Origin of the sequence: Rhizobium sp. BK491 (genome assembly GCF_014194925.1) — a bacterium.
Classification (GTDB): domain Bacteria; phylum Pseudomonadota; class Alphaproteobacteria; order Rhizobiales; family Rhizobiaceae; genus Rhizobium.
Window position 1 is genome coordinate 74,444 of the sequence record NZ_JACIAR010000005.1, and the last position, 24,727, is coordinate 99,170.

At 59.6% G+C, this 24,727-nt stretch carries 22 protein-coding genes and 1 tRNA gene; 12 read left to right on the forward strand and 11 right to left on the reverse strand.

Annotation, left to right across the window (positions count from 1 at the left end; all coding sequences use genetic code 11):
• Positions 1–16: 16 nt before the first annotated feature.
• Entirely contained in the window at positions 17–637 is a 621-nt protein-coding gene (locus FHX05_RS22180; RefSeq protein WP_015341342.1) for a J domain-containing protein, read from the reverse strand.
• Positions 638–744: 107 nt separating this feature from the next.
• On the opposite strand from FHX05_RS22180, the gene FHX05_RS22185 reads away from it, so the two are divergent.
• Complete coding sequence (locus tag FHX05_RS22185; RefSeq protein ID WP_112400537.1) at positions 745–1,032, forward strand: BolA family protein; 288 nt, start codon at positions 745–747, stop codon at positions 1,030–1,032.
• 18 nt (positions 1,033–1,050) lie between these two features.
• Here the strand turns inward: FHX05_RS22185 and FHX05_RS22190 are convergent, their stop codons facing one another.
• From FHX05_RS22190 to FHX05_RS22200, 3 genes are read right to left on the reverse strand one after another with little or no spacing between them, the layout of a single operon-like run.
• On the reverse strand, positions 1,051–2,361 hold the full coding sequence (locus FHX05_RS22190; protein WP_015341344.1) for an HlyC/CorC family transporter: 1,311 nt from the start codon (positions 2,359–2,361) through the stop codon (positions 1,051–1,053).
• Entirely contained in the window at positions 2,361–3,491 is a 1,131-nt protein-coding gene (aroB, locus tag FHX05_RS22195; RefSeq protein WP_183874581.1) for a 3-dehydroquinate synthase, read from the reverse strand. Before aroB ends, FHX05_RS22190 begins: the two co-directional genes overlap by 1 nt.
• Entirely contained in the window at positions 3,488–4,081 is a 594-nt protein-coding gene (locus tag FHX05_RS22200) for a shikimate kinase (protein WP_183874583.1), read from the reverse strand. The genes aroB and FHX05_RS22200 overlap by 4 nt, the downstream gene beginning before the upstream one ends.
• A 161-nt stretch (positions 4,082–4,242) precedes the next feature.
• On the opposite strand from FHX05_RS22200, the gene FHX05_RS22205 reads away from it, so the two are divergent.
• The 5 genes from FHX05_RS22205 to FHX05_RS22225 all read left to right on the forward strand — a co-directional run bounded on the left by FHX05_RS22205 (position 4,243) and on the right by FHX05_RS22225 (position 8,183).
• A complete protein-coding gene (locus FHX05_RS22205; protein WP_015341347.1) occupies positions 4,243–4,410 on the forward strand; it encodes a hypothetical protein in 168 nt (55 codons plus the stop codon).
• Positions 4,407–5,396, forward strand: coding sequence for a site-specific tyrosine recombinase XerD (gene xerD, locus FHX05_RS22210; protein WP_183874585.1), 990 nt, complete (start codon positions 4,407–4,409; stop codon positions 5,394–5,396). Before FHX05_RS22205 ends, xerD begins: the two co-directional genes overlap by 4 nt.
• Before the next feature lie 63 nt (positions 5,397–5,459).
• A complete protein-coding gene (locus FHX05_RS22215; RefSeq protein WP_112336422.1) occupies positions 5,460–6,413 on the forward strand; it encodes an acetyl-CoA carboxylase carboxyltransferase subunit alpha in 954 nt (317 codons plus the stop codon).
• Between the two features lie 230 nt (positions 6,414–6,643).
• Positions 6,644–7,957: a murein L,D-transpeptidase family protein gene (locus tag FHX05_RS22220; protein WP_183874586.1), complete on the forward strand. Its 1,314-nt coding sequence runs from the start codon at positions 6,644–6,646 to the stop codon at positions 7,955–7,957.
• On the forward strand, positions 7,950–8,183 hold the full coding sequence (locus tag FHX05_RS22225; RefSeq protein ID WP_183874588.1) for a sulfurtransferase TusA family protein: 234 nt from the start codon (positions 7,950–7,952) through the stop codon (positions 8,181–8,183). Before FHX05_RS22220 ends, FHX05_RS22225 begins: the two co-directional genes overlap by 8 nt.
• 165 nt (positions 8,184–8,348) lie before the next feature.
• On the opposite strand, the gene FHX05_RS22230 is transcribed toward FHX05_RS22225, so the two are convergent.
• Together FHX05_RS22230 and FHX05_RS22235 are read right to left on the reverse strand one after the other, a co-directional pair.
• Positions 8,349–9,536, reverse strand: coding sequence for a GTP-binding protein (locus FHX05_RS22230; RefSeq protein WP_183874590.1), 1,188 nt, complete (start codon positions 9,534–9,536; stop codon positions 8,349–8,351).
• A 15-nt stretch (positions 9,537–9,551) separates the two neighbouring features.
• The gene (locus FHX05_RS22235) at positions 9,552–10,670 is read right to left on the reverse strand and encodes a D-alanyl-D-alanine carboxypeptidase family protein (RefSeq protein WP_183874925.1); all 1,119 of its coding nucleotides are present in this window, start codon (positions 10,668–10,670) and stop codon (positions 9,552–9,554) included.
• Positions 10,671–10,913: 243 nt separating this feature from the next.
• Between FHX05_RS22235 and FHX05_RS22240 the strand changes: the two genes are divergently transcribed.
• From FHX05_RS22240 to FHX05_RS22250, 3 genes are all read left to right on the forward strand, one after another.
• Positions 10,914–12,074, forward strand: coding sequence for a M20 aminoacylase family protein (locus FHX05_RS22240; protein WP_183874592.1), 1,161 nt, complete (start codon positions 10,914–10,916; stop codon positions 12,072–12,074).
• A 123-nt stretch (positions 12,075–12,197) separates the two neighbouring features.
• Positions 12,198–12,274: transfer RNA gene (locus tag FHX05_RS22245), tRNA-Arg, on the forward strand.
• A gap of 483 nt (positions 12,275–12,757) precedes the next feature.
• A complete protein-coding gene (locus tag FHX05_RS22250; protein ID WP_112607739.1) occupies positions 12,758–14,590 on the forward strand; it encodes an AAA family ATPase in 1,833 nt (610 codons plus the stop codon).
• A gap of 350 nt (positions 14,591–14,940) precedes the next feature.
• Here the strand turns inward: FHX05_RS22250 and FHX05_RS22255 are convergent, their stop codons facing one another.
• Entirely contained in the window at positions 14,941–15,207 is a 267-nt protein-coding gene (locus FHX05_RS22255; RefSeq protein WP_069612897.1) for a BON domain-containing protein, read from the reverse strand.
• 198 nt (positions 15,208–15,405) lie between these two features.
• Between FHX05_RS22255 and dxr the strand changes: the two genes are divergently transcribed.
• Entirely contained in the window at positions 15,406–16,599 is a 1,194-nt protein-coding gene (gene dxr, locus FHX05_RS22260) for a 1-deoxy-D-xylulose-5-phosphate reductoisomerase (RefSeq protein ID WP_183874594.1), read from the forward strand.
• A 75-nt stretch (positions 16,600–16,674) separates the two neighbouring features.
• Here the strand turns inward: dxr and hemA are convergent, their stop codons facing one another.
• The 4 genes from hemA to FHX05_RS22280 all read right to left on the reverse strand — a co-directional run bounded on the left by hemA (position 16,675) and on the right by FHX05_RS22280 (position 21,834).
• A complete protein-coding gene (gene hemA, locus FHX05_RS22265) occupies positions 16,675–17,886 on the reverse strand; it encodes a 5-aminolevulinate synthase (protein ID WP_183874596.1) in 1,212 nt (403 codons plus the stop codon).
• A 217-nt stretch (positions 17,887–18,103) separates the two neighbouring features.
• Positions 18,104–18,898, reverse strand: a complete 795-nt coding sequence (locus tag FHX05_RS22270) for a xanthine dehydrogenase family protein subunit M (protein WP_183874598.1) — start codon at positions 18,896–18,898, stop codon at positions 18,104–18,106.
• A gap of 20 nt (positions 18,899–18,918) precedes the next feature.
• The gene (locus FHX05_RS22275) at positions 18,919–21,264 is read right to left on the reverse strand and encodes a xanthine dehydrogenase family protein molybdopterin-binding subunit (RefSeq protein ID WP_183874600.1); all 2,346 of its coding nucleotides are present in this window, start codon (positions 21,262–21,264) and stop codon (positions 18,919–18,921) included.
• Positions 21,265–21,345: 81 nt separating this feature from the next.
• Complete coding sequence (locus FHX05_RS22280) at positions 21,346–21,834, reverse strand: (2Fe-2S)-binding protein (RefSeq protein ID WP_183874602.1); 489 nt, start codon at positions 21,832–21,834, stop codon at positions 21,346–21,348.
• Positions 21,835–22,132: 298 nt separating this feature from the next.
• On the opposite strand from FHX05_RS22280, the gene FHX05_RS22285 reads away from it, so the two are divergent.
• Complete coding sequence (locus FHX05_RS22285; RefSeq protein WP_069612891.1) at positions 22,133–22,432, forward strand: glycine zipper domain-containing protein; 300 nt, start codon at positions 22,133–22,135, stop codon at positions 22,430–22,432.
• A 315-nt stretch (positions 22,433–22,747) separates the two neighbouring features.
• Positions 22,748–24,673 carry an autotransporter assembly complex family protein gene (locus tag FHX05_RS22290; RefSeq protein ID WP_183874604.1) on the forward strand — a complete coding sequence of 642 codons (1,926 nt, stop codon included), beginning with the start codon at positions 22,748–22,750 and terminating at the stop codon, positions 24,671–24,673.
• The last annotated feature ends 54 nt before the right edge of the window (positions 24,674–24,727 follow it).

Here is a 24,727-nt window from a genome sequence, read left to right on the forward strand (position 1 = left end):
AGAGCAAGGACGGGAATTAACAAAAACCGTTCTGTTTCAATAATTGATAGGCTTGAATGACCGCACGAAAACGCTCTTCCGAGCCGCGATCGCCGCCATTGGCATCGGGATGGTGCATTTTCACCAATTCCTTGTAGCGGCGCTTGATTTCCGGGGCCGCGGCATTGGCGTCAAGGCCCATCGTGTCGAAGGCCTTCGCCTCCAGCGTTTTCAGCTTGCGCTGCTGCGGGAAACGCGGTCCCCGACCTTGCCCCTCGCCTTCCCTAACGAAGCCGAATGGGTCGCGAACGCGGGAATAGGAGCCGGAGCGGATATCCGATTGAAGCGGACTGTTCTTGGCAGCCTTGTTGACACCGACCGTCCAGGTCGGACGGTGGCCGGTGATGGCTTCCTTCTGATAACGCGCAATCTCGCCATCCGAGAGGCCGGAGAAATAATTGTAGCCCTTGTTGTATTCCTTGACGTGCTCGAAGCAGAACAAAAAGAACTGCCCTTCCGCATTGCGCCCGACAGGGGCGCGATGCGTGCCGTGTTTGTCGCAGCCGTCCCACTGGCACGTCGGCGGACCCTGTTCGGGTTCCTGCGCGCGCTTGCGGCGGGTGCGAATGCGATCGAAATATTTTGAATCAAGTCTCATGGCGTCCTAATTATGGGGCCTTGGATACCCCACAACAAGAATTGACAAACAGGAATGTTATAGGCTTTGTGGGAGCCTTTTTTCGCAAGCGAGGTCGACGCGGGAATATGGAAACGACACTGCAATCCCGCATTGAGCGGAAGCTCACCGACGCCTTCGCGCCCGAGCGCCTGGCCGTCATCAATGAAAGCCACCTTCATGCGGGCCATCAGCCTGACATGACCGGAACCGGCGAAACCCATATAAGAATTCGAATCGTTTCCGCCAAGTTCTCGGGCATGCCGCGCCTTGCGCGCCACAGGGCGATCAACGAGCTTTTGAAGCCGGAACTGGACGCTGGCCTGCACGCGCTGGCCGTGGAGCCCGCGGCCCCCGGCGAGGCGATCCGTTGGTAGGTTGGCTGTAAGCCGGAATTACTCCGGCTTTGCCTCTTCCGTTTCGGCAGGGCGGATGCGCAGCTTGGTGATGCGGTTCTTTTCCCGCTTCATGACGATGAAGCGTTTGCCATAAAAGGTGAAGGCTTGGCGCTCTTCCGGGATGGTCATCGATTCGTGGATGACGAGACCCGCAATCGTCGTCGCCTCCTCGTCGGGCAAGTGCCAGTCGAGCGCGCGATTCAAGTCGCGAATCGGTACGACGCCATCAACGACGATCGAGCCGTCGGCCTCCTGTCGCACGCCCTGGATATCGAGGTCGTGCTCGTCAGCGATATCGCCGACGATCTCCTCCAGAATGTCTTCCAGGGTGACGATGCCCTGCACCTCACCATATTCGTCGACGACGACGGCGAAATGCTGCTTGCGACGCAGGAAGGCGTTCAGCTGGTCTTCGAGATTGGTGCTGTCGGGCACGAACCAGGGCTTTTGCGCGATCTTGACGATATCGAGATTTTCCGGCTCGACATTGCGTTCCGCCAAGGCTCGCAGCAGATCCTTGGCATGCACGACGCCGATGATGTTGTCGATTGTGCCGCGCCAGAGCGGCATGCGCGTATAGGGACTGTCGAGGATCGCGCGCACCACCACCTCGGGCGGGTCATCGGCATTGATGGCTCGCATCGCCGTGCGGTGCACCATGATGTCGGACAGTTCCAACTCGCCGAGATCAAGCACGCCGCCTAGGCGATCGCGGTCGGCTTTGACGACCGAACCCTCGCGGTGGAGCAGATCGACAGCACCGCGCAGCTCCTCGTGCGCCGACAGCATCGACACCTCCTTGGAGAGGTTGATGCCGAACAGCCCAAGGATCCAGCGCACGATGGCGTTGACGAAACTCGATACGGGGCCGACGATCGCGACAAACAGCCGCACCGGCGCTGCCACATTGAGCGCAAAGCGATCCGGAGTCGAAATCGCCCAGCTCTTCGGCAGGACTTCAGCGAAGATGACGAGAATGACGGTCATGGCTGCCGTTGCCAGCGCCACCCCCGAATTGCCGAACAGACCGAGGAAAACGCTGGTCGCCAGCGAAGACGCCAAGATATTCGCGAGATTGTTGCCGATGAGCAAGGTGCCGATCAGCCGATCTCGACGCTCGATGAGGTGGCGCACGATACCGGCGCTTTCATCGCCGTTGGCCTCCAGCGTGTGAATGCGGGTGCGCGAGACGGCGGTAAGTGCCGTCTCCGAACCTGAAAAAAACGCCGACACCAACACCAGCACGATGATCGAGATGATCTCGGGCCAATATTCGAGCAATACAGCCAGCGTGCCCTCGACGGTCATCAGCGATGTTTTTCCTTCAGGAAACTCAGGACTTCGGAAGACGGCACATCGTCGGCAACGAAGGACTGACCGACACCATGCGTAAGGATGAAGGTGAGCTTGCCGCTCTTGACCTTCTTGTCCTGCGCGATCGCATCCATCAGCACTTCGGCCGGCGGCAGCTCGCCCGGAATATCGCCCATCCGCGTCGGCAGGCCTACGGCCTTCAGATGCGTCTCGACACGCTTGGCATCATCCGGGCTTGCCAGATTGAGGCGCGCAGAAAATTCGTGCGCCAGCACCATGCCGATCGCAACACCCTCGCCATGCACCAGCCGGCGGCTGTCATAGGCGGTTGCCGCTTCGAGCGCATGGCCGAAGGTGTGGCCGAGATTGAGCAAGGCACGCGCCCCGTTTTCACGCTCGTCGGCAACGACGACATCGGATTTCGCCTGGCAACTTGCAGCGATAGCCTCAATGCGGGCCGCCCCGCCGGCAAAGACTTCTCTCCAATTGGCCTCGAGCCAGGCAAAGAAATCCGGCTTGTCGATCAAACCGTATTTGGCGACTTCGGCATAGCCGGCGCGGAATTCACGTTCGCTTAGCGTATTCAGCACATCGGTATCGGCCAGCACGAGGTCGGGCTGATGGAAGACGCCGACGAGGTTCTTGCCGTGATGAGTGTTGATGCCGGTCTTGCCGCCGACGGACGAATCCACCTGCGACAGCAGCGATGTCGGCACTTGAACGAAACGGACGCCGCGGCGAACGATGCCGGCGGCAAAGCCCGAGAGATCGCCGATGACGCCACCGCCAAGCGCGATCACCGCATCATTGCGCTCCACACGCGCAGTCAGCACCGCATCGCAAACGGTGATCAGGTGCTCGAAACTCTTGGTCTTCTCGCCGGCCGGCAAAACGAGGCTGGAAGCCTGGATGCCGGCCGCTTCAAGGCTGGCAACCAATGCACCGAGGTAAAGCGGCGCGACGTTTTCATCGGTGATGATGGCGGCCTTGCGCCCCTTCAGCCGCGCTGCGATCTCCTGGCCCGCACGCGCGATCAGGCCCGGGCCGATCAGGATGTCATAGGCACGCTCGCCGAGAGGCACGCGCACAAGGCGCTCTGCGGAAGCCGGTGTCATCGCATTCATGGCATTTTGCTTTCTGTTTTCTTTCCCTCGGCGATGGCGGCAAGGACTTCCCTGACCATGATATCCTTGTTTACGTCGCGGGAGAGAACCGTGATATCGGCTTCCGCATAGATCGGATAGCGCGCATTCATCAGGTTCTCGAGGGTCTGTTTCGGATTTTCGGTCTTGAGCAGAGGGCGCGTATCGCGCTTGTTTACCCGCTCCCACAGCACGTCGAGATCGGCCTTCAGCCAGACCGAAAGGCTGCCGCGCTTGACATGCAGCCGCGTGCTTTCGTTGATGAACGCACCGCCGCCCGTCGAGACGACGCGCGGGCCTCCCTTGAGGAGCCGCTTGATGACGCGCGTCTCCAGCGCCCGAAACTCTTGTTCGCCGTAAGCGGCGAACAGTTCGGCGATCGTCATGCGCGACACGCGCTCGATCTCGATATCCGTATCGACGAAGGGTAGGCCGAGCTGCTGCGCAACGGGCCGGCCGATCGAGGATTTTCCTGCTCCCATCAATCCCACGAAGACAAGATTGCGCTGACCCAGCGCTGCGCGCGCCTTGTCTCTCAAGCTCTCGGCAAGGGTCAGGACTTGTTCACTCATTGGCCCATTCACAATTTCTTTGGAAACGGTATCGTCAAATGCGCCGGTAGCGTCAAGACGCCGCTGCCGTAAACATGTCTGCAATATCCTTCGGCTAACTCTTGAAGGAATATAATTATAGCGCATCGCCGCGCCACTGAATGGCGAAGGAGAGTCTTCGAATGCCCACCCTGTTTCGCTTCCTTGTCATCTGCGCGGTCATCGCCGGATCGATATATGGAGCGATGTGGGCTCTCGTGCTCTTCGTCGATCCCCAACCACGCGATGTGACGATCCGCATTGCCCCCGAGCGCCTCAATCCACCGACGACAGGCGCGCTGAAACCATGAGCGCGCCAGCCGAGAATATACGAGCGGGCAAGAGAGATCTGGGGCGAGTGCATCTGGAAGCCTTTCTGGAGATGATGAGCGCCGAGCGGGGTGCTGCCGTCAACACGCTGCAATCCTACGAGCGCGATCTCGACGATCTCCATTCCTTTCTTTCCGGGCAGGGCGTCCGCTTGACGGAGGCAAGCCCCGGCGATCTGGCCGCCTATCTTTCCAGCCTGTCGAGCCAGGGCTTCAAGCCATCCTCCCAGGCACGCCGCCTCTCCGCCATGCGGCAGTTCTACAAGTTCCTCTATGCCGAAGGTCTGCGCACGGACGATCCCACCGGAATTCTCGATGCGCCGAAGAAAGGCCGCGCCCTTCCGAAGACGATGGGCGTCGATGAGGTGACGAAGCTTCTGACCCAAGCGGAGCGGGAAGCGACGGTCGAAGGGCCCGATCAGCTGCAGCGCCTGCGCATGCTGGTGCTTCTGGAAATGCTTTACGCCACCGGCATGCGCGTCAGCGAGCTCGTCTCCCTGCCGGCGAAAGTCTTGGATCAAGAAGGACGCTTCCTGATGATCCGCGGCAAAGGCAACAAGGAGCGGCTGGTGCCGCTATCGCAGACCGCCATTTCGGCCCTGAAGGCCTATGGGCGCCTACAGGCCGCCATTTCAGCCAACGCCAAGCAGCCGCTGCCGGAAAGCCCCTGGCTTTTCCCCGCCGCGTCCAAGCAGGGGTATCTGCCGCGGCAGGTCTTTGCGCGTGATCTCAAGGATCTTGCCATCCGGGCCGGCCTGACGCCTTCGATGATTTCGCCGCATGTGATGCGCCATGCCTTCGCGAGCCATCTTCTCGCCAACGGCGCAGACCTGCGCGTGGTGCAGGAACTTCTCGGTCATTCGGACATTTCGACGACACAAATCTACACACATGTGCTGGAAGAACGCCTTCATCAGCTGGTCCAAACGCATCACCCCCTTGCCAAACAGGCAAAAAAACAGGATTAGGACCGGCATACAGGCTCAAGCCGCCATCTCTCGTCACGGGCAAAAGGATCGGAAACGCACCTCATGCACAATTATCTGGACTTCGAAAAACCCATCTCGGATCTCGAAGGCAAGATTCACGAGCTCAAGAAACTGGCGAGCGAAGACGAAAGCATCGATACGTCCGAGGAAGTCGGGCGGCTTGAAAGCCGCGTCCGCGAGGCGATGGTCGACATCTATTCCAAGCTTAACGCCTGGCAGAAGACGCAGGTCGCCCGCCACCCGCAGCGCCCGCATTTCGTCGACTATGCCAGTACGCTGTTTACGGAATTCACGCCGCTGGCCGGCGATCGCCAATTTTCTGAGGACGCCGCCATCCAGGCTGGCTTTGCCCGCTTCCGCGGTCAGCCGGTCGCCCTCATCGGCCAGGAGAAGGGCAACGACACCAAGAGCCGTCTGAAGCACAATTTCGGCAGCGCCCGGCCCGAAGGCTACCGGAAGGCGATCCGTATCCTCGAAATGGCCGACCGCTTCCAGTTGCCCGTCATCACCCTGGTCGACACGGCCGGCGCTTATCCGGGCGTCGGGGCGGAAGAACGCGGCCAGGCCGAAGCGATTGCCCGCTCGACCGAGATGTGTCTCGGCGTGAAGGTGCCGATCGTCTCCATCGTGATCGGTGAAGGCGGTTCGGGCGGCGCCATTGCGATTGCCGTCGGCAACCGCGTCTATATGCTCGAACATTCGATCTACAGCGTGATTTCGCCCGAAGGTGCGGCCTCGATCTTATGGCGCGATTCAACGCGCGCGAAGGAAGCCGCCACCAATATGAAGATAACTGCCGATGATCTGAAAAGTCTCGGCGTGATCGACGGCATCATCTCCGAGCCTGTCGGCGGCGCGCATCGCGATCCGAACGCGGTGATAAGCGCGGCCGGCGAAACGATTGCGAACGCGCTTGCGGAGCTTTCCAGCCGTTCGGGTGAACAATTGCGCAACGACCGCCGCCAGAAATTCCTCAACATCGGCCGCAATCTCTAAGCTGTTTTCAGAAAAAGTGATCGCGAAAAACGGAAATGAGGCCAAACCTTGGCCACATTTCCGTTATCGAAGCTATTATGGCAAAGAAAAGCTTGCCGACGCGCTGCGGGCACGTCATAGGCTGGTAAGGAATTTTCAAGTATAAGCCGTCTATGATTCCGTTTCATGCTTCGAGGGGAGTGGCGAAACAGATCGAGCTGCCACTCTTCGCATTTATGGACCAAGTCAGAATGCGCATTCGTCACCTTGCCTATGTTTCCCTGATGGCACTGGCGCTCGCCGGCTGCAACGACGCGCTAGACACCGCGTCGATCGACCTGTCGAAGGTGAAGAACAAGGTCGAACAACCGCTTCCGAGCCATATCCTCGCCGACATGGCCAAGAAGGGCATGGACCGCAACTCGCCGATCATGATCCGCATCTTCAAGGAAGAAGGCGTGATGGAGATCCTGAAGGCGAACCAGAGCAACCGCTTCGAAGTCATCGCCGATTACAAGATCTGCGCCTGGTCGGGCCGTCTCGGCCCGAAGGTGAAGGAAGGCGACCGGCAGGCACCGGAAGGCTTCTATATGCTGACGCCGGCCAACCTGAACCCGAATTCGAAATACTACCTCGCGATCAACACCGGCTTCCCGAACCGCTACGATGCCGCCAATGGCCGCACCGGCAACAATTTGATGATCCATGGCGCCTGCTCGTCGTCTGGTTGCTATTCGATGACCGACCAGCAGGTGCTGGAAATCTATGCCTTCGCGCGCGACGCCTTCAAGGGCGGCCAGAAGGCCGTTCAGCTCGAAGCCTTCCCCTTCCGCATGACGGCGGAAAACATGTGGAAGCACCGCCTCAGCCCCAATATCGAATTCTGGAAGATGCTGAAGGTCGGCTACGACAATTTCGAAGTCACCAAGCGCCCGCCCGAGGTCGAGGTCTGCGAGAAGAAATACGTCTTCAACCAGCAGGCCAGCGGCCCCTTCAACGCCAGCGGCAAATGCCCTGTCATGACCACGCCGCCTGCTCTGCAGATGGCGCTTGCGACCTATGACAAGCAGTACCAGGCTGACTATGCCATGGCCTCAAAGAAGTTCGACGGCATGGCCTGGTACGATCCGACCGAGGCAGAGCGCAAGGCCGTCGTCGCCAAGCAGCGCAAGGGCCATGATCTCGCCTATGCTCCCACAGGCACCGCCCTCGCCGCCGGCAAGATGATGAAGGTTGCCGACCTCGAATCGATGATGTCCAACCAGTCGGCACAACAAATCGCGCGCGGCGGCACCGTTGCCAGCCCGACGGGCAACCCGACGACGGCAAGTATCCGCGTAGCGGCAGCAAGCCCTGCGGCAGGCGCCCCGTTGACGACCGCGCAGCAGCCCGCAGCCGGCCCGATCGTTGCTGCCAATGTTCCCGCGAACGTGCCGATCCCCGCGGCAAACCCGATGAACCCCGGCCTCAATGCGCTCGCCTACGCGCCAAACCCGGCCGTCGAGACCGCACAGACCGAGGCCAAGAAGCCGCCTTTCTGGAAGTTCTGGGCGAAGAGTGAATAGTCCGGATACCGAGATCTACGATCTGCGCGGCCTGAAATGCCCCTATCCGGCGATCAAGACGGAAAAGCGCCTGCGCGCCATGGCAAGCGGCACGACCTTGACCGTGGAAACCACGGATCCGCTTGCCGTCATCGACATCCCGCATCTCTGCAACGAGAAAGGCCACACGCTTCTCACAAGCGAGAAGACGGAAAGCGGCCATCGCTTCGTGATCCGCAAGGGATGACCATTTGCGAGCGGTCGCCATCTTCGTGGTTCGAGGGTCGCTACGCTCCCGCCTCACCATGAAGGCAATCGCATATGAGGCAGGTAGCTGCCGCACACCCCTTCTCCCCAGCGGGGAGAAGGAGCTTCCAGAGCGAGGCGGGTTGCCAGATATCAAAGGCTGAAACTAAAACTTCATCCCCGGTACCGCGAGCGGATTGTCCTCCAACGCCGCCCTGTCAGGCGTATCGATGCGAGGCTTGCTGAGGAAGGCGTCGAACAGGCCCTTCACGAAATCCTCGGGCAGATCCTTCGTGATGATGACCATGCGCGTGCGCCGGTCTTCTGGATCGGGCCAGGCCGGCAAACGCACCGGCGCGTGGAAGATATTCTGCACGCCATGCAGCACGACGGGACGCTCCGGCCGGTCGGATACTGCAACGATCGCCTTCATGCGCAAGAGCTTCTCGCCATGCGCCGAACGAAGGAGATCGATGAACATTTCGAGCGCCATCGGATCGATAGGTTGAGTCTCGACGATCGAGAAGGAGCGGATCGACCCGTCATGGCGGGTGACGTCATGAGCGTGCTGATGCCGATTACCGTGGTGGTGCCCATGATGGTGATGATGACCATGATCGCCGTGATGGTGGTCATGATCATGATCGTGGTGGTCGTGGTGATGATCGTCGTCCGCCTCAAGCTCATCCTGCAGCCAGCGGCCGACATCGGCGATCTTCGAAGCCGGGTCGTAGAGGCCATTGACCAGAATGGCGACGCGTCCCGCCTCGGCGCTGTCGGCATTCAGGATCTGCGCGCGCGGATTGAGCGCCCTCAGCCGGCTTTCCAGCTGCGCTTCCGGCACGGCACCCGCAATCACGGTCTTGGACACGATTAGGCGGTCTGCAACTGCCACCTGCTTGCGCGCCTCTTCGTGATTGTCGAGCGTCTGCAGCCCGTTGACTGCATCGACGACGGTGATGACGCCATCGAGATCGAAATTGTTGGCGATGATCGGATTGCCCATGATCGACTGCATGACCGGAGCGGGATCGGCAAGGCCGGTCGTTTCGATGACCACCCGCTTCAGCGGCCGGATACGCCCGGTCTGCATCGCGTCCATGAGGTTTGCCAGCGTATCCACCAGCTCGCCGCGCACCGTGCAGCACAGGCAGCCATCGGAAAGCTCGATGATGGAATCGCCGGAGCTTTCCACCAGCAGATGATCGATGCCGACATCGCCGAACTCATTGATGATGACGGCCGCGTCGCGCATGTCCTCGTCCTTGAGGATGCGGTTGAGCAGGGTCGATTTACCCGCACCGAGAAAACCGGTCAGGATGGCAACCGGCACTCTTTGCTGCGAAACGCTCATGATTCCTGTCCGATATTAGAAAGTGGGCCGCGGCATCGGGACCGGCACATTGGACGCGCCGCCGGAGATGGCGATCTTATTGTCCCTGGTCGCCTTGTCGCCTCTAGCCGTGACATCGTCCCTGTCGCCCTTGGCGGCCGTCGCGATATCCTGGCCGCCGATCAGACCGGCATAGACGAAATTGGGCTCATGATCCATTTCGTGGATATAGGGCGACTGTACCTTGGTGCGGCCGAACGGATCGCGGGTTTCGCTGCGCGCCTGTGCGCCCTTGGTGCTGCAGATGTCGGCCGTGACATCGGCGACATCGGCCGTGACCGGCGTATCTGGCCTAAGGGTCGCCAGCGTGTCGCGGGTGGACAGCTGGTTCTGGAAGCCCTTTTCCAGGAGATTGGCGGAATCGTCGGCGCGCGCCGCCAGGCTGTCGGTGCCGAGAACGACCGAGATCAGCGTGCGGCCGTTGCGGGTTGCCGAGGCGATCTGGTTGAAGCCGGCCGCGCAGATGAAACCAGTCTTCATGCCATCGGCGCCGTCGAAGCGGCCGATGAGCATATTGATGTTCGGCACCTGCTTCACACCGTTGGTGAAGCCCTCGAGCGAGAAATAGCCGGCATATTGCGGAAATTCGCGGCGCAGCGCCACGCTAAGAATGGCAAGATCACGCGCCGTCGTATATTGCCCCTTGCCGGGAAGACCGTTCGGATTGATAAAATGCGAGTCGCGCATGCCGAGGCGCGCGGCTTCCGCATTCATTCGCGCCACGAAGCCCTGCTGCGAGCCGCCGACCGTCTCGGCAACCGCCATGGCGAGATCGTTTGCCGATTTGACCAGCATCATCTTCAAGGCATTGTCGAGCGTCATCTTCTGACCCGGCTTGAAGTACATCTTCGCCGGTGGCTGTGCGGCTGACAGCTTCGACATGACGACAGGCGTATCAAGTTTGATCTGACCGGACTGAATGGCTCGGAAGGTCACATAGGTCGTCATCAGCTTGGTGAGCGAGGCGGGATACCAGCGGCGAAACGCCTCCTGCTGGTCGAGAACGCGCGCCGTGCTGACATCGACGAGAATATGCGGATTGGCTCCGGCCGTTTGCGCGGTCGACAGGAAAAGCATGGATGCTGCTGCGGCCATAGGAACGAGCCGCAGGGCGGCATACAAACGATTCTGCTTCGTCGGCACGATCTATCCTTCAGAAGTCCGGAATTTTCTCGAAAGCTTCGTCTATTTAACCTATATGGCTAGGAGAAGGCAAAGGCGATTGACGACTTTATTTCCCGATGGCACGCCGCAAGGGCCGCGATAAGCCCGCCAAGGCTGTGCCAAGGACCCGCAGGTTGAACCAGAATCGATATTGAGCAGCAGGAAAATCAGCATATGCCGATCTTGAACAGAGCCGCAGAACTCCAGGGCGAAGTAACCGAGTGGCGACGCCATATCCATGCGCATCCCGAACTCCTCTATGCCGTTGAGAATACAGCCGCCTTCGTAGCCGAGAAGCTGCGTGCCTTCGGCGTTGACGAGGTGGTGACCGGCATCGGCCGCACCGGCGTCGTCGGGCTGATCCGCGGCAAGGGCGAAGGGCGCACGATCGGCCTGCGCGCCGACATGGACGCGCTGCCGCTCACCGAAATCACCGGCAAGCCCTATGCCTCCCAAACGCCTGGCAAGATGCATGCCTGCGGCCATGACGGCCACACCGCCATGCTGCTGGGTGCTGCGAAATACCTCGCCGAGAACCGCAATTTCAACGGCAACATCGCCGTCATCTTCCAGCCGGCCGAAGAAGGCGGTGCCGGCGGCGACGCCATGGTCAAGGACGGCATGATGGAGCGTTTCCAGATCGCCGAAGTCTACGGCATGCACAATATGCCGGGCCTGCCGGTCGGCCACTTCGCCATCCGCAAGGGCGCGATCATGGCGGCGACGGACGAATTTACCGTCTCCATCAAAGGGGTCGGCGGCCACGCCGCCATGCCGCACAAGACGATCGATCCGATCGCCATCGGGGCGCAGATCGTCTCCAACCTGCAGCTCATCGCTTCGCGCAGCGCCAATCCGCTGAAATCGGTCGTCGTCTCCGTCACCACGTTCAACGCCGGCAATGCGCATAACGTCATTCCGAACGATGCAAGCTTCGCCGGCACGGTCCGCACGCTCGATCCCGAGATGCGCGACCTTGCCGAGCAGCGCTTCAAGCAGATCGTGACAGGCATCGCGACGAGCCACGGCGCTGAAGTCGAGATCGAATTCCACCGCAACTACCCCGTCACCTTCAACCACGCCGACGAGACCGAGCACGCAATTGCAGTGGCCGAGGAAATCGCCGGCGCAGGCAATGTCATCCCGAATATCGACCCGATGATGGGCGGCGAGGATTTCTCCTACATGCTGCTTTCCCGCCCCGGCGCCTTCATCTTCGTCGGCAACGGCGACAGCGCCGGCCTGCACAACCCGGCCTACGATTTCAACGACGAAGCCATCGCCCACGGCATTTCCTACTGGGTGCGCCTCGCCGAACAGCGCCTCAACGCCTGAAGGCTCCCTTCATGCCCCGCGCAGCCTTCAAAGCTGCGCGGGGCGCACGCTCAAGACAGATTGTCTCCACGACGCAAAAAGGCTTGGCTTCCGGCCTTTGCTTTTGTATGGATCATGCCGAGTGGTCTCGTAGCTCAGCAGGATAGAGCATCAGATTCCTAATCTGAGGGTCACGCGTTCGAATCGCGTCGAGATCACCATTATTTTCAATAACTTAGCATTATTATTGACCCGCTTTTCATGCGCCATTCCAGCAGTTCAGGCATTTTCTGAGGTTAGCGGGAATTCGATGTCGCATGATTGGCGCATGAAATCGACTTATTGCCGGAGAGCGCGCCGCGCTTTTTGGAATTGTGTCCAAGCGATTTTAAAGACAGCCGGTCGCGTTTGCCAGAGACTGGCGGATTAACCGCAACGTGAGAGGTGACCTTCACGTGAGATCGTTTGAGTGCGCTTCACGTAGGTCTCTGTTATTTCTAAGCTATGTCGGGTGCGTTGTCAGCGAACTGCTCCCGCAATCAATCGCGGATGCGTGCGTGACGCATCCTATTTGCGACCGACTTGAAAAAGTTGGGGTATCGTCCCGCGAAGACGTCCGATCAAGATACAAGTTATTGTAGATTTTAATTGTCGGCGATGTTCAACTGCTGCCAATACGTCAACGTGAGGGTTCGGAGGAAAGCGTGCGTCTCGTCAGAGCTCGGATTAAAGGATTCCAGTCATTTAGCGATTCGGGGGATATTGAATTTGAAGGAGGCATCAATCTCATTATAGGTCAAAACAATGCGGGTAAGAGTGCGCTTCTTCGCGCATTGCTACCTATCCTCGCTGATGATCGCCACAGGACACCTGCGAGATTCGAGACACACACTTTAGCAAGCCCTGAGATCAATCTGACGCTTGATGTGAGCGGACCTGAGATCAAAGACTGGATCTTGCGTTCTGGGGGTCCCCAATATTTCCCCCTTCCCGTGCGACAGGGCGCGCCTCCACCAGATGGACCCGCCCTATTGAAGCGCATCTTCGAGAGCAACAATCTTTTCCTGCGTGTAACTCACCGCCCGCAGCAATCCTTTTTAGCGGACTACCCCTCCCATGGCCTCTTTGAGGCTTTTCAAAATACGGGGGGAACGCGGCTGTGTGCAGTAGCGACGCCGGTAGGTGGAGATATCCAAACCTCGCTCCAAGTTAGTGATGCTGACACTTTGCCAGGGTTGCTTTTTAGCGCCTGGAGCCGTGACATGTTCTATTTCGCGCCAGAGCGCATGACCGTAGGGGAAGCGCCTCAGGGGTATTCAAATCGCCTAGTTCCTAATGCGAGCAATCTGCCAAATATTTTGCTTATGCTAGCCGCTGAGCGAGGGGATACATTTAGTCAACTCATCCACCACCTGCGTGAGATATTTCCTACCGTCGGAAATATCAGCACTCGAACAAAACCAGAAAATAATTTTCTTGAAGTGCGCGTTTGGCCAACCGAGGCAATGGAACGAGTTGAATTAAGCTTCCCTCTCAATTCGAGCGGAACCGGCGTTTCCCAGGTGATAGCCTTGCTAACGGCTATAATGACTTTGGATAATGCGGTTGTGATAATCGACGAAATTAATAGCTTCCTGCACCCAGCTGCCGTTAAGGCCCTTCTTCGAATTCTACAGGCGCGATACGCAGATCATCAATATATCATCTCGACCCATGCTCCGGAAGTTATCGGCTTTGCCAATCCGAAGACGATTCAGCTTGTAAAGCGAGTAGGGTATGAGTCGTCGATTGAGCGGCTGAATCTTGCAGAAGTTGGAAAATTCCGCGAGGTAGCGGAGCATCTGGGCGTCTCGATGGCTGATGTATTTGCGGCCGAACGGGTGATTTGGGTAGAGGGCCCAACGGAAGAATTGTGCTTTCCTTACCTTTATCAGCAGCTCATCGGTCCACTTCCTCGCGGAACGATCTTTACCTCGGTCGCGGCGACAGGTGACTTCAATTCAAATAAGCGCGATCCGGCCATCGTGTATGAAGTATATAAACGGTTGAGCGCTGCGGCTGCCAATTTGATCGTGTCCGTCGCATTTAGCTTCGACACGGAAAAGCTCACAGTTTCTGAGAAAGAGAAAATGCGCAGGGACTCGGGCGGCTTATTACAATTTCTGCCTAGGCGGCACCTCGAATGCTACCTTGTCGACCCCGCAGCAATCGCGGCGTTCATAGTCCGAAAGGACCCCGTTTCAGAAGGCAAGGTGACGCTTGCTCACGTTCGACAGAGCTTGGAGGATGCCGCAAAGACTCAACAATTTCGAATTAAAGAGTGGGCCGATGATATTGGTGATGTAGATTGGCTCACACACGTAGATGCCGCGAATCTCATTGATTATGCTTGTGGTGTACTGTCCGAGTATCGGGCACCGTTTAATAAGAAGGATGACTCTCTTTTTCTTCTTCAGCATATAATTGAACACAACAGCGACGCGCTTTCGCCACTTCGAGACTACGTCGCCGGCCTTGTATCTTCCAACCAGCATTAGCATTTTTTAGAGGGGCCAGAGATGGTTATCTGCTGCTTATTGTTCGGCGATGAAAGCTCTTTCTGCGAATCAGGTCTGAATGAGGAGCATCAGCTTGGGAAGCTCTATCTAATGCCTACGGTGCAAGTACTTAGCTGTAAAACTCAACCGTTCGCGCCGGAAAAAGCCTTTTAGCATCAATGCGTGTGTAAAACCGCGAGCGCTCCGATATTGGCGACGTGACCACGATATTGACCCGATGGTCCGTTATAACATAACAAGAGTAATATGCAGCGGCATTGTATCCCCGACAATGGAATGCGCGTCGGATCCCTACCGGACGCAGGACGAACAATGATTGAGGCTTGTGCTCACCCCACCGCAATCCTATTCCTCACCAGCCGCACGCCAGGAATGGACTCCGCGACTGCGGTTGCCCGCTTCACCTCCTGGTAAGTCGCGACCGAACCGTGCAGGCGGATTTCCTGGCCTGCCGCAATCACGGTGACATCGGAAGCATCGATTCCGCCGGCAACGGCGAGAGCGTTGGCAACGGCGGATTCCAGCGCCGAGCGCCTGGCCTGGTCGTTTTCCAGATAAAGCTCCATGCCGTGGAACGTTGCCGCCTTGAAAACCATTCGTCGCCCTCCGCACTCAGGTGGTCGGGAAACGCGGCAGTTTGCATTTGGTTCAATGGAGATTGAAAAAAATATGACTAATTGCATGCTCGCTTTTCGCGTGCGCCGCCAGCGGCGCGGTTGCACGGCTCCGGACTTGCCGCTCCCGGCAATCCCCTGTAGAGCCTTGAAGGAATAGCAGCAAATGCGGATACCTGAATGAACACCGCCAGCAAGGCGCGTCGGCGCCTGACGATATTGGGTTCGACCGGCTCCATCGGCCAGAACACGCTCGACGTCATCGCCCAGCTTGGCGGACGAGATGCCTTCGATATCGCCGCCATCACAGGGCATGACAATATCGAGCTTTTGGCCGAGCAGGCCAAGGCCTGCGGCGCCGCTTTTGCGGTGACGGCCAAGGAAGAGCGCTATCAGGATCTGAAGGATGCGCTCGCCGGGTCGGGCATTGCCGTCGGCGCGGGCAAGAAGGCTTTGATCGAAGCCGCTTCGATGCCCTCGGACTGGGTGATGGCAGCGATCGTCGGCACCGCCGGTCTTGCGCCGACGCTGGCGGCCGCGCGCCGCGGCGCCGATATCGCGCTTGCCAACAAGGAATGCCTCGTCTCCGCCGGCGATCTCTTCGTGCGCGCCGTTGCCGAAGGCGGCGGACGGTTGATCCCGGTCGACAGCGAACACAGCGCCATTTTCCAGGCATTGGAAGACGACCAGCAGCATGCGGTCGAGCGCATTATCCTGACCGCATCCGGCGGCCCCTTCCGCACCTGGACGCGGGAGCAGATGGCCAATGTCACGCCAGCGATCGCGCGCGCCCATCCCAACTGGTCGATGGGCTTCAAGATCTCGATCGGCAGCGCCTCCATGTTCAACAAGGCGCTTGAGATGATCGAGGCCAAGCACCTGTTCAACGTGCGCCCCGATCAGATCGAAGTCGTGGTCCACCCGCAATCCGTCATTCACTCGATGGTCGGCTATACGGATGGCTCCATTCTGGCGCAGCTCGGCTGTCCCGACATGCGCACCGCCATCGGCTACGCGCTCACCTACCCCGCCCGCACGAAGCTCAGCGTCGACCGCCTGGATTTCGCCAAGCTCGCCCGGCTTGACTTCGAAGCGCCGGATGAAGTGCGTTTCCCGGCGCTGCGCCTTGCCCGCACCGCACTCGAGCGCGGCGGCCTGCAGGGCGCTGTCATGAATGCAGCCGAAGAAATCGCCTTCCACGCCTTCGTCGATGGCCGCATCGGCTTCCTCGAAATGGCCGATATCGCCGAAGCCGTCATGGACGAGATGATTGCGACCGGCAGCGCCGACGCCATGGATGCCGTCTTTGCCGCCGATGAGGAAGCACGCAGCCGCGCCGCCGTGCTCGTCGCCCAGCGGGAGAAAGCCGCGTAATACGTAAGTAGAAGCTTACAATTTATAGCGGCTTGGCAAAAGCCCACAGCGGCCCGGCAGAAAGAGGAATGTCCCTTACGCAACGGCCCTTGCGAGCGCACAGCGAGACCAGAGCGCATGCAGCGCACCGATCAGCTGTTCGATATCGCCATCCGAATGCAGCGGCGTCGGCGTGATGCGCAAACGCTCGGTCTTCTTCGGCACAGTCGGATAGTTGATCGGCTGTACATAGACGCCGGCGTCGAGCAGCAGGTCTGAAATCCACTTGCACTTGGCCGCATCGCCGACCAACACGGGCACGACATGGCTCGGGTTCGGCATGTGCGGAATGCCGGCCGCATCGAGCTGCGCACGCAGCTTGCGCACGCGATCCTGATGGCGCATGCGTTCGAACTGGCTGACCTTGAGGTGCTGGATCGAGGCGACGGCACCGGCGGCCAGAGCCGGCGGCAGCGACGTCGTGAAGATGAAGCCGGACGCAAACGAGCGGATAAAATCGCAGAGCGCACTCGAAGCGGCAATATAGCCGCCCATGACGCCGAACGCCTTGCCGAGCGTACCCTCGATGACGGTCAGTCGGTCCATCAGACCCTCGCGCTCGGCAATACCGCCACCGCGCGGGCCGTACATGCCGACGGCATGTACTTCGTCGAGATAGGTCATCGCGCCATACTTGTCAGCGAGATCGCAGATCTCCTTGATGGGGGCGATATCGCCATCCATGGAATAGACGCTCTCGAACGCGATCAGCTTCGGCGCCTTCGGATCGGCCGCCTTCAGCTTGGCTTCCAGATCATGCAGGTCATTATGCTTCCAGATGACCTTGTCGCACTTCGCATAGCGAATGCCTTCGATCATCGATGCGTGGTTGAGCGCATCCGAGAAGATGATGAGGCCGGGAATGCGAGCGCCGAGCGTGCCGAGCGTCGCCCAATTGGAGATGTAGCCGGAGGTGAAGATCAGCGCGGATTCCTTGCCGTGCAGATCAGCGAGTTCCTGCTCGAGCAGAACATGGTAGTGGTTGGTGCCAGAAATATTCCGGGTGCCTCCCGCACCCGCGCCACAGTGATCGATCGCTTGCTTCATCGCCTCGATCACTTTCGGATGCTGACCCATGCCAAGATAGTCATTGGAGCACCAGACGGTCACTTCCTGCGGGCCGTTCGGGGTATGCCTGATAGCGCGGGGGAAATTGCCACTGCGGCGTTCCAGATCTGCGAAGATCCGGTAGCGGCCTTCATTGTGAAGACCTTCCAGCTCGCCCTTAAAAAATGCTTCGAAATCCATCATATGCTCCAGTACCGTGCGACCGTTTTCGAGAATGCCGGTTCACACGTCAACCCCTCCGCATTGCTTTCGCGCCCGCTGCGGCAAATGGCCCCTAATTTTGAACAATTCCAGACAAGAATAGCCAATCACATCAAATTGACAATCGAAACCATGCTGGAAACACTCTCTCCGGAGCGGAGGGTAAACCCCCGCTCCGGGCCTCTCCATGGCTGCTCTATGCCGCAGCCACGGCACGCTTGGCCATGACCTTGATCAAATTGGCGCGATATTCGGCCGTTGCGTGCAGGTCGGACAGCAGCGCCGATGGGTCCACCGTCACGCCGGTAACCGCGTCCGGCAGAAAGTTCGCCGCAAGCGCCTGCTCCAGTTCGGCATGGCGGAACACGCCGTCCGCACCGGCACCGGTGACGGCAACGCGCACCCCACCTGCCCCCTTGGCGACGAAGACCCCCGTCATCGCGTAGCGCGAGGCGGGGTTGGGGAATTTGGCATAGCCTGCCCGCTCCGGCGCGTCGAAGGCGATGGAGGTAATGAGCTCAGCCCCTTCCAGCGCCGTCTCGAACAGACCCTGGAAGAAGTCGTCGGCCGCGATCTGGCGCCGGTCGGTGACGATGGCGGCGTTCAGCGCCAACATCGCCGAGGGGTAATCCGCCGCCGGATCATTGTTGGCGATGGAGCCACCGATCGTCCCCATATGCCGGACATGCGGATCGCCGATCATGCCGGCAAGGTCGCAGAGCGCCGGACAGACCGCGCGGATGGCGGCAGAGGAGGCAACCTCCGCATGGGTGGTCGCCGCTCCGATCGTGACCCTGCGGCCATCGACGCGGATCCCCTTGATCGAAGGGATGTGCCTGAGATCGACGAGATCGCTCGGCGACGCCAGACGCTGTTTCATGGTGGCGATCAGCGTCATGCCGCCGGAGACATATTTGCCCTCGTCGGTGTTCGACAGAAGCTTGACGGCTTCGTCGACCGAGGAGGCGCGATGGTAATTCGTTGCATACATTGTCCTATCCTCCTCTCGTTTCAGGCCGTGGCCCGTGCTGCTTCCCATACCTTGAGCGGGGTCGCCGGCATATTCAGCCTGTTGTTGCCGATGGCATCGGTAATGGCGTTGATCAGCGCCGGCGGCGAGCCGATGGCGCCCGCTTCGCCGCATCCCTTGATCCCTAGGGGATTGTTCGGACACGGCGTGTTCTGATGCGAAAGTTGGAAGGACGGCAGATCGTCGGCGCGCGGCATGGTGTAGTCCATGAAGCTGGCCGTCAGAAGCTGGCCGTTCTCGTCGTAATACACGCCTTCCAGCAGCGCCTGGCCGATGCCCTGCGCGATGCCGCCATGCACCTGTCCCTCGACGATCATCGGATTGATGATATTGCCGAAGTCGTCGGCCGCGACGAACTGCACGATCTCTGTCTTGCCCGTTTCCGGGTCCACCTCGACCTCGCAGATGTAGCAGCCTGCCGGGAAGGTGAAATTCGCCGGATCATAAAAGGCGGTTTCCTTGAGGCCCGGCTCCATGCCGGCGGGCAGATTGTGCGCGGTATAGGAGGCGAGCGCCACCTGGAACCAGGGCAGCGTCTTGTCGGTGCCCGCGACCTTCAACTCTCCGTTCTCGATGACGATGTCGCTCTCATCGGCCTCCATCAGGTGGGCGGCGATCTTCTTTGCCTTTGCCTCCACCTTGTCGAGCGCCTTGACGACGGCGGACATGCCGACGGCGCCCGAACGGGAACCATAGGTACCCATGCCCATCTGCACCTTGTCGGTATCGCCATGGACGATGGAGACGCTGTCGATCGGTACACCGAGGCGATCGGCGACCAATTGCGCGAACGTCGTCTCATGCCCCTGTCCATGGCTGTGCGATCCGGTGAGCACTTCGATGGTCCCGACCGCATTCACCCGCACCTCTGCCGATTCCCATAGGCCGACGCCTGCCCCGAGCGACCCCACCGCCTGCGAGGGCGCGATGCCGCAAGCTTCGATGTAGCAGCTCATGCCGATGCCGCGCTTCATGCCGCGACGGGCGGCTTCCGCCTTGCGGGCCGGAAAGCCGGCCCAATCGGCCTGCTGCATGGCCGCGTTGAGCGAAGCCTCATAGTCGCCGGCGTCGTAATTCATGATCACGGGCGTCTGGTAGGGGAACGAGCGTATGAAGTTGATCCGCCGGAGTTCCGCCGGCGAGACGCCGAGTTCGCGCGCCGCCGTTTCCACCGTGCGCTCCAGCAGATAGGTCGCCTCCGGCCGCCCTGCCCCGCGATAGGCATCGACGGGCACGGTATTGGTATAAACCGTGCGGACATTGGCGTGGATCGCCGGAATGGCATATTGCCCCGACAGCAGCGTCGCATAGAGATAGGTCGGCACCGCCGAGGAAAAGAGCGACATATAGGCGCCGAGATTGGCGATCGTGTCGACCTTCAGGGCCGTCATGCGATTTTGCGCATCGAAGGCCATCTTGACCTTGGAAACATGGTCGCGACCATGCGCATCTGTGAGGAAGGCTTCCGTGCGGTCGGCCGTCCATTTCACAGGCACGCCGGTCTTCTTCGACGCCCAGAGACAGACAATCTCTTCCGGATAGATATAGATCTTCGAGCCGAAGCCGCCCCCGACATCCGGCGCGATGACGCGCAGCTTGTTTTCCGGCGCGACATTATAGAAGGCGCTCATGACGAGCCGGGCCACATGCGGGTTCTGGCTTGTGGTGTAGCAGGTATAGTGGTCTTCGGCGGCATCATAGATGCCGAGCGTGGCGCGCGGCTCCATGGCATTCGGCGAAAGCCTATTGTTGTGGATCTCGATTTCGGTGACGTGCGCGGCCTCGGCGATCGCCTTGTCGGTCGCTGCCGCGTCTCCAAGCTCCCAGTCGAAAATAAGGTTGTTTGCCGCCTCCGGATGGATCTGCGGCGCGCCGGCTTTCAGCGCGTCCACCGCCTCGACGACGGCAGGCAGTTCCTCATAATCGACCGCTACGGCTTCAGCCGCATCGCGTGCCTCGCCAAGACTATCGGCAACGACGATGGCGACGGCATCGCCGACATAGCGCACGGTATCGACCGCCAGCGGCCGCCAGGCGCCCATCTTCATCGGCGAGCCGTCGCGGGAATGAATCATCCAACCGCAGATCAGATTGCCGATGCCGTCATCAAGCAGCTGCTTGCCATCGAGCACGCCGATCACGCCCGGCATGGAGAGTGCCACTGACGCATCGATGCTCTTGATCTTTGCATGCGCATGCGGGCTGCGGACGAAATAGGCATATTTCATGCCCGGCGTCACCATGTCGTCGGTGTATCGCCCCTTGCCCGTCAGAAATCGCTTGTCTTCTTTTCGCGCCACGCGCGCACCAATGCCTTCAACGCCCATCACATCCTCCATTGGGGTTCCGGGCCTGGCAATCCGCCAAGATCACAGTCCAAGCGTTTAGCCAGACGATCTCGGTGGAATTTATTCGGCCGCCTGCTGGGCGGCGTTCATTGCGGCATTGGCTGAAAGCACCGCCTTGACGATGTTGTGATAGCCGGTGCATCGACAGATATTGCCTTCGAGTTCGCTGCGCACTGTCTTCTCGTCCAGCTTGCCGCCATGGCGGTTGATCATGTCGACCGATGTCATCACCATGCCCGGCGTGCAGAAGCCGCATTGCAGGCCATGATGCTCCTTGAAGGCAGCCTGAACCGGATGCAGCTCGCCATTGGCGGCCAGACCCTCGATGGTTGTGATCTTGGAGCCGGAAGCCTGAACGGCCAGGATCGAACAGCTCTTCACCGACTTGCCATCCATATGGATGACACAGGCGCCGCACTGGCTGGTATCGCAGCCGACATGGGTTCCGGTCAGGCCGAGTTTTTCCCTGATGAAATGGACAAGCAGCGTGCGATCCTCGCACTCACCGCTGACCGAACGGCCGTTCACCGTCAAAGTCACTTTTGCCATATTTTCCTCCTCGCCTCTCCTCCAGAGGCATGGAGCATCATTTGACTTTTTCGCAATCCAATCAACCTCTACTTTAGAGAGGAGGTGGATTTTCTGCCTGGCGGCAAGCTGTTTTCTTCTCCAGACAGGACGCCGCCTTTTTTCAGCAATAAAAAAACTGCTATCCACCAATAGACAATCATATTTTGCACGATATTTTCTGTTGTTGCAGGACTGTAAAGACAGCCCATCGTGGTGGAGCTGAAGAATTGGGACGACGTTGGCCGAGGTTCGGCTTAACTAACGTTGGAGAGAGTAAATGAAGAAAGTTCTTATGCTCGCATTGGTCGGCTTGTCTATCGCAAGCTGCACGCCGACCGAACAGGGCGCAGGCATCGGCGCAGCATCCGGCGCGATCATCGGCGGCGCGGTCACCGGCAACGTCCGTGGCGCGGCAGTCGGCGCAGCGATCGGTGGCGTCTCCGGCGCCGTCATCGGCAGCGTCCAGGAACAGCCCGGCCAGTGCTACTACCGCGATCGTTACGGACGTCGCTACATCGACGATTGCCCGCGCGGCGGCTATCGCGGTGGTTATGGCGGCGGCTACGGCGGCTATTGATCGATTTTTCATCGCATTTGGAAGGTCCCGGGCTACAGCCCGGGATTTTTTTATTCGGGCGACGGAGGGTTTGACGTCCGCACAGCAGCCAGACCGGCGCCCGCAAGGACAACTCCGATGTGCCATTCTTCAACCGGCCCTGATATGCGGAATCCCGCCTGGAAACGCGGGCTTTTCACCCGCAAAAGGTTATCTTTTCCCCGTTTTTGACTCCAAAACGGTACACCTGAGGGACTTTTGCCTCTATGGTGGCCGCGCGTTAACTCCCGGGAAACGTCAAACTGAGTAAGTTCTCATGTAACCGTAAAGCGGCGTATGCATAAAAGAACTGAACCGAGAAAGAGTATTGCGTATCGGCAGGCAGGAACCGTGGCAGCGGTTGCGGCAGCCCTTGCGCTCGGTCCGGTGTGCGCCGGAAACGCCTTTGCATTCAAGCTCTTCGGCATCAAGCTCTGGGGCGAAGACGAAACGGCGGATCAGGTGTCCGATCCTGTCCGCTACACGGTCGATTTCCAGGCCGACAATCTCGACAAGGATCTGAAGGAAGCGTTGAACGACAGCTCGATGCTGATTTCCGACAAGGACAAGCCGGTCTCCGGCGACCTCGGCGTCGTCGTGAAGGCGCGTGACGACCGCGATCGCCTGATAGCCACACTTTACGAGAAGGCCCGCTACGGCGGCGTGGTCACCATCACCATCAACGGCACCTCCCTCGATGCCTTGCCGCCGACACCGACCTTCAGCCGCGCCAAGCCCGTTGTCGTCACGATCGGCGTCGATCCCGGCCCGGTCTTCAAACTTGGCAAGATCAACCTGCTCGGCGACGCCGCCAGGCTGGACCCGGCCAATTATGGCCTCGTGCGCGGCGGCGATGCCAGCTCGCTGACCATTCTGAAGGCAGGCGACAAGATGGTCGCCGACTTCAAGAACGAAGGTCATCCGCTCGCCAAGCTGGACAAGCGCGATGTCGTCGCCGATCATTCGACCAATACCGTCGACGTATCGCTGAAGGTTGAAAGCGGTCCCGTCGCTCCCTTCGGCAATGTCGGCGTCACCGGCCAGAAGTCGGTCGATCCGGATTTCATCAAGCGCTATGCCCGCATCAACGAAGGCAAGCCCTACTCGCCCGATGAACTGAAGAAGGCATCGGATCGCCTGAGAAAGCTCGGCGTCTTTTCCAGCGTCACCATCCGCGAGGCGGACAAGCTGGCGCCGGATGGCAGCATTCCGACGACCATCGAGGTGTCGGAAGGCAAGCAGCGTTTCTTCGGTGTCGGCGCACAATATTCCACCATCGACGGTTTCGGCCTGCAGGGCTATTGGGGGCACCGCAATCTGACCGGACGCGCGGATTCGCTGCGCATCGAGGGGTCGGTATCGCGCATCGGCGAGACCACGGATGTCGGTCAACTCGACTACACCGCCGGCATCACCTATGTCCGGCCGGCGACCTTCTATCCCTCGGCGACCTTCACGGCCGGCCTCAAGATGCAAAGCCTGCATCCGGACGCCTACGACGCCAATACCGCGACGGCGAGCGGCGGCCTCGCCTATGAAATCAACGATCAGGATACGGTATCCGCCGGCGGCGAGGTGTCCTATGAATCCGATACTACCGATGCTTTCGGAAAACATAATTACCTGACGGTGGCGATCCCGCTCGAATACGTCCGGGACACGCGTGACAACAAGCTGGACCCCACGGAAGGCTTTCGCGCCTCCATCAGCGCCAAGCCGAGCTATGAGGCAATGGGCGGCACGGTTTTCAGCTCCTTCGAGGGTTCGATCACCGGTTACAAGGGCATAGGCGCCAACAACAACGTGGTTTTCGCCGGCAAGCTTGCTGCGGGCTCGCTGCTGGGTGCAAACAGCATTGAGGACATTCCCGCCACCCGGCGTTTCTATGCCGGTGGCGGCGGCTCGGTGCGCGGTTACAGCTATCAGGAAATCTCGCCCTATAACTCGCACGGTGACGAAACCGGCGGGCGCTCCTACGTGACCGCCTCCTTCGAAGCGCGGGTAAAGATCACCGATACGATCGGTGTCGTACCCTTCCTCGATATGGGCAGCGTCACCGACAGTGTCTTGCCCGACGGGTCCGACCTGCGCATTGGTGCCGGCGTGGGCTTGCGCTACGCTACGCCCTTCGGCCCGATCAGGCTCGATGTTGCCGTGCCGTTGAAGAAATATGACAATGGCACATCTTACGGCATCTATGCCGGCATCGGCCAGGCCTTCTGACAGACTGTATAGTTGTCGCGGGCCTTTCAGCACACGGTTACAAAGTTGAGGTTA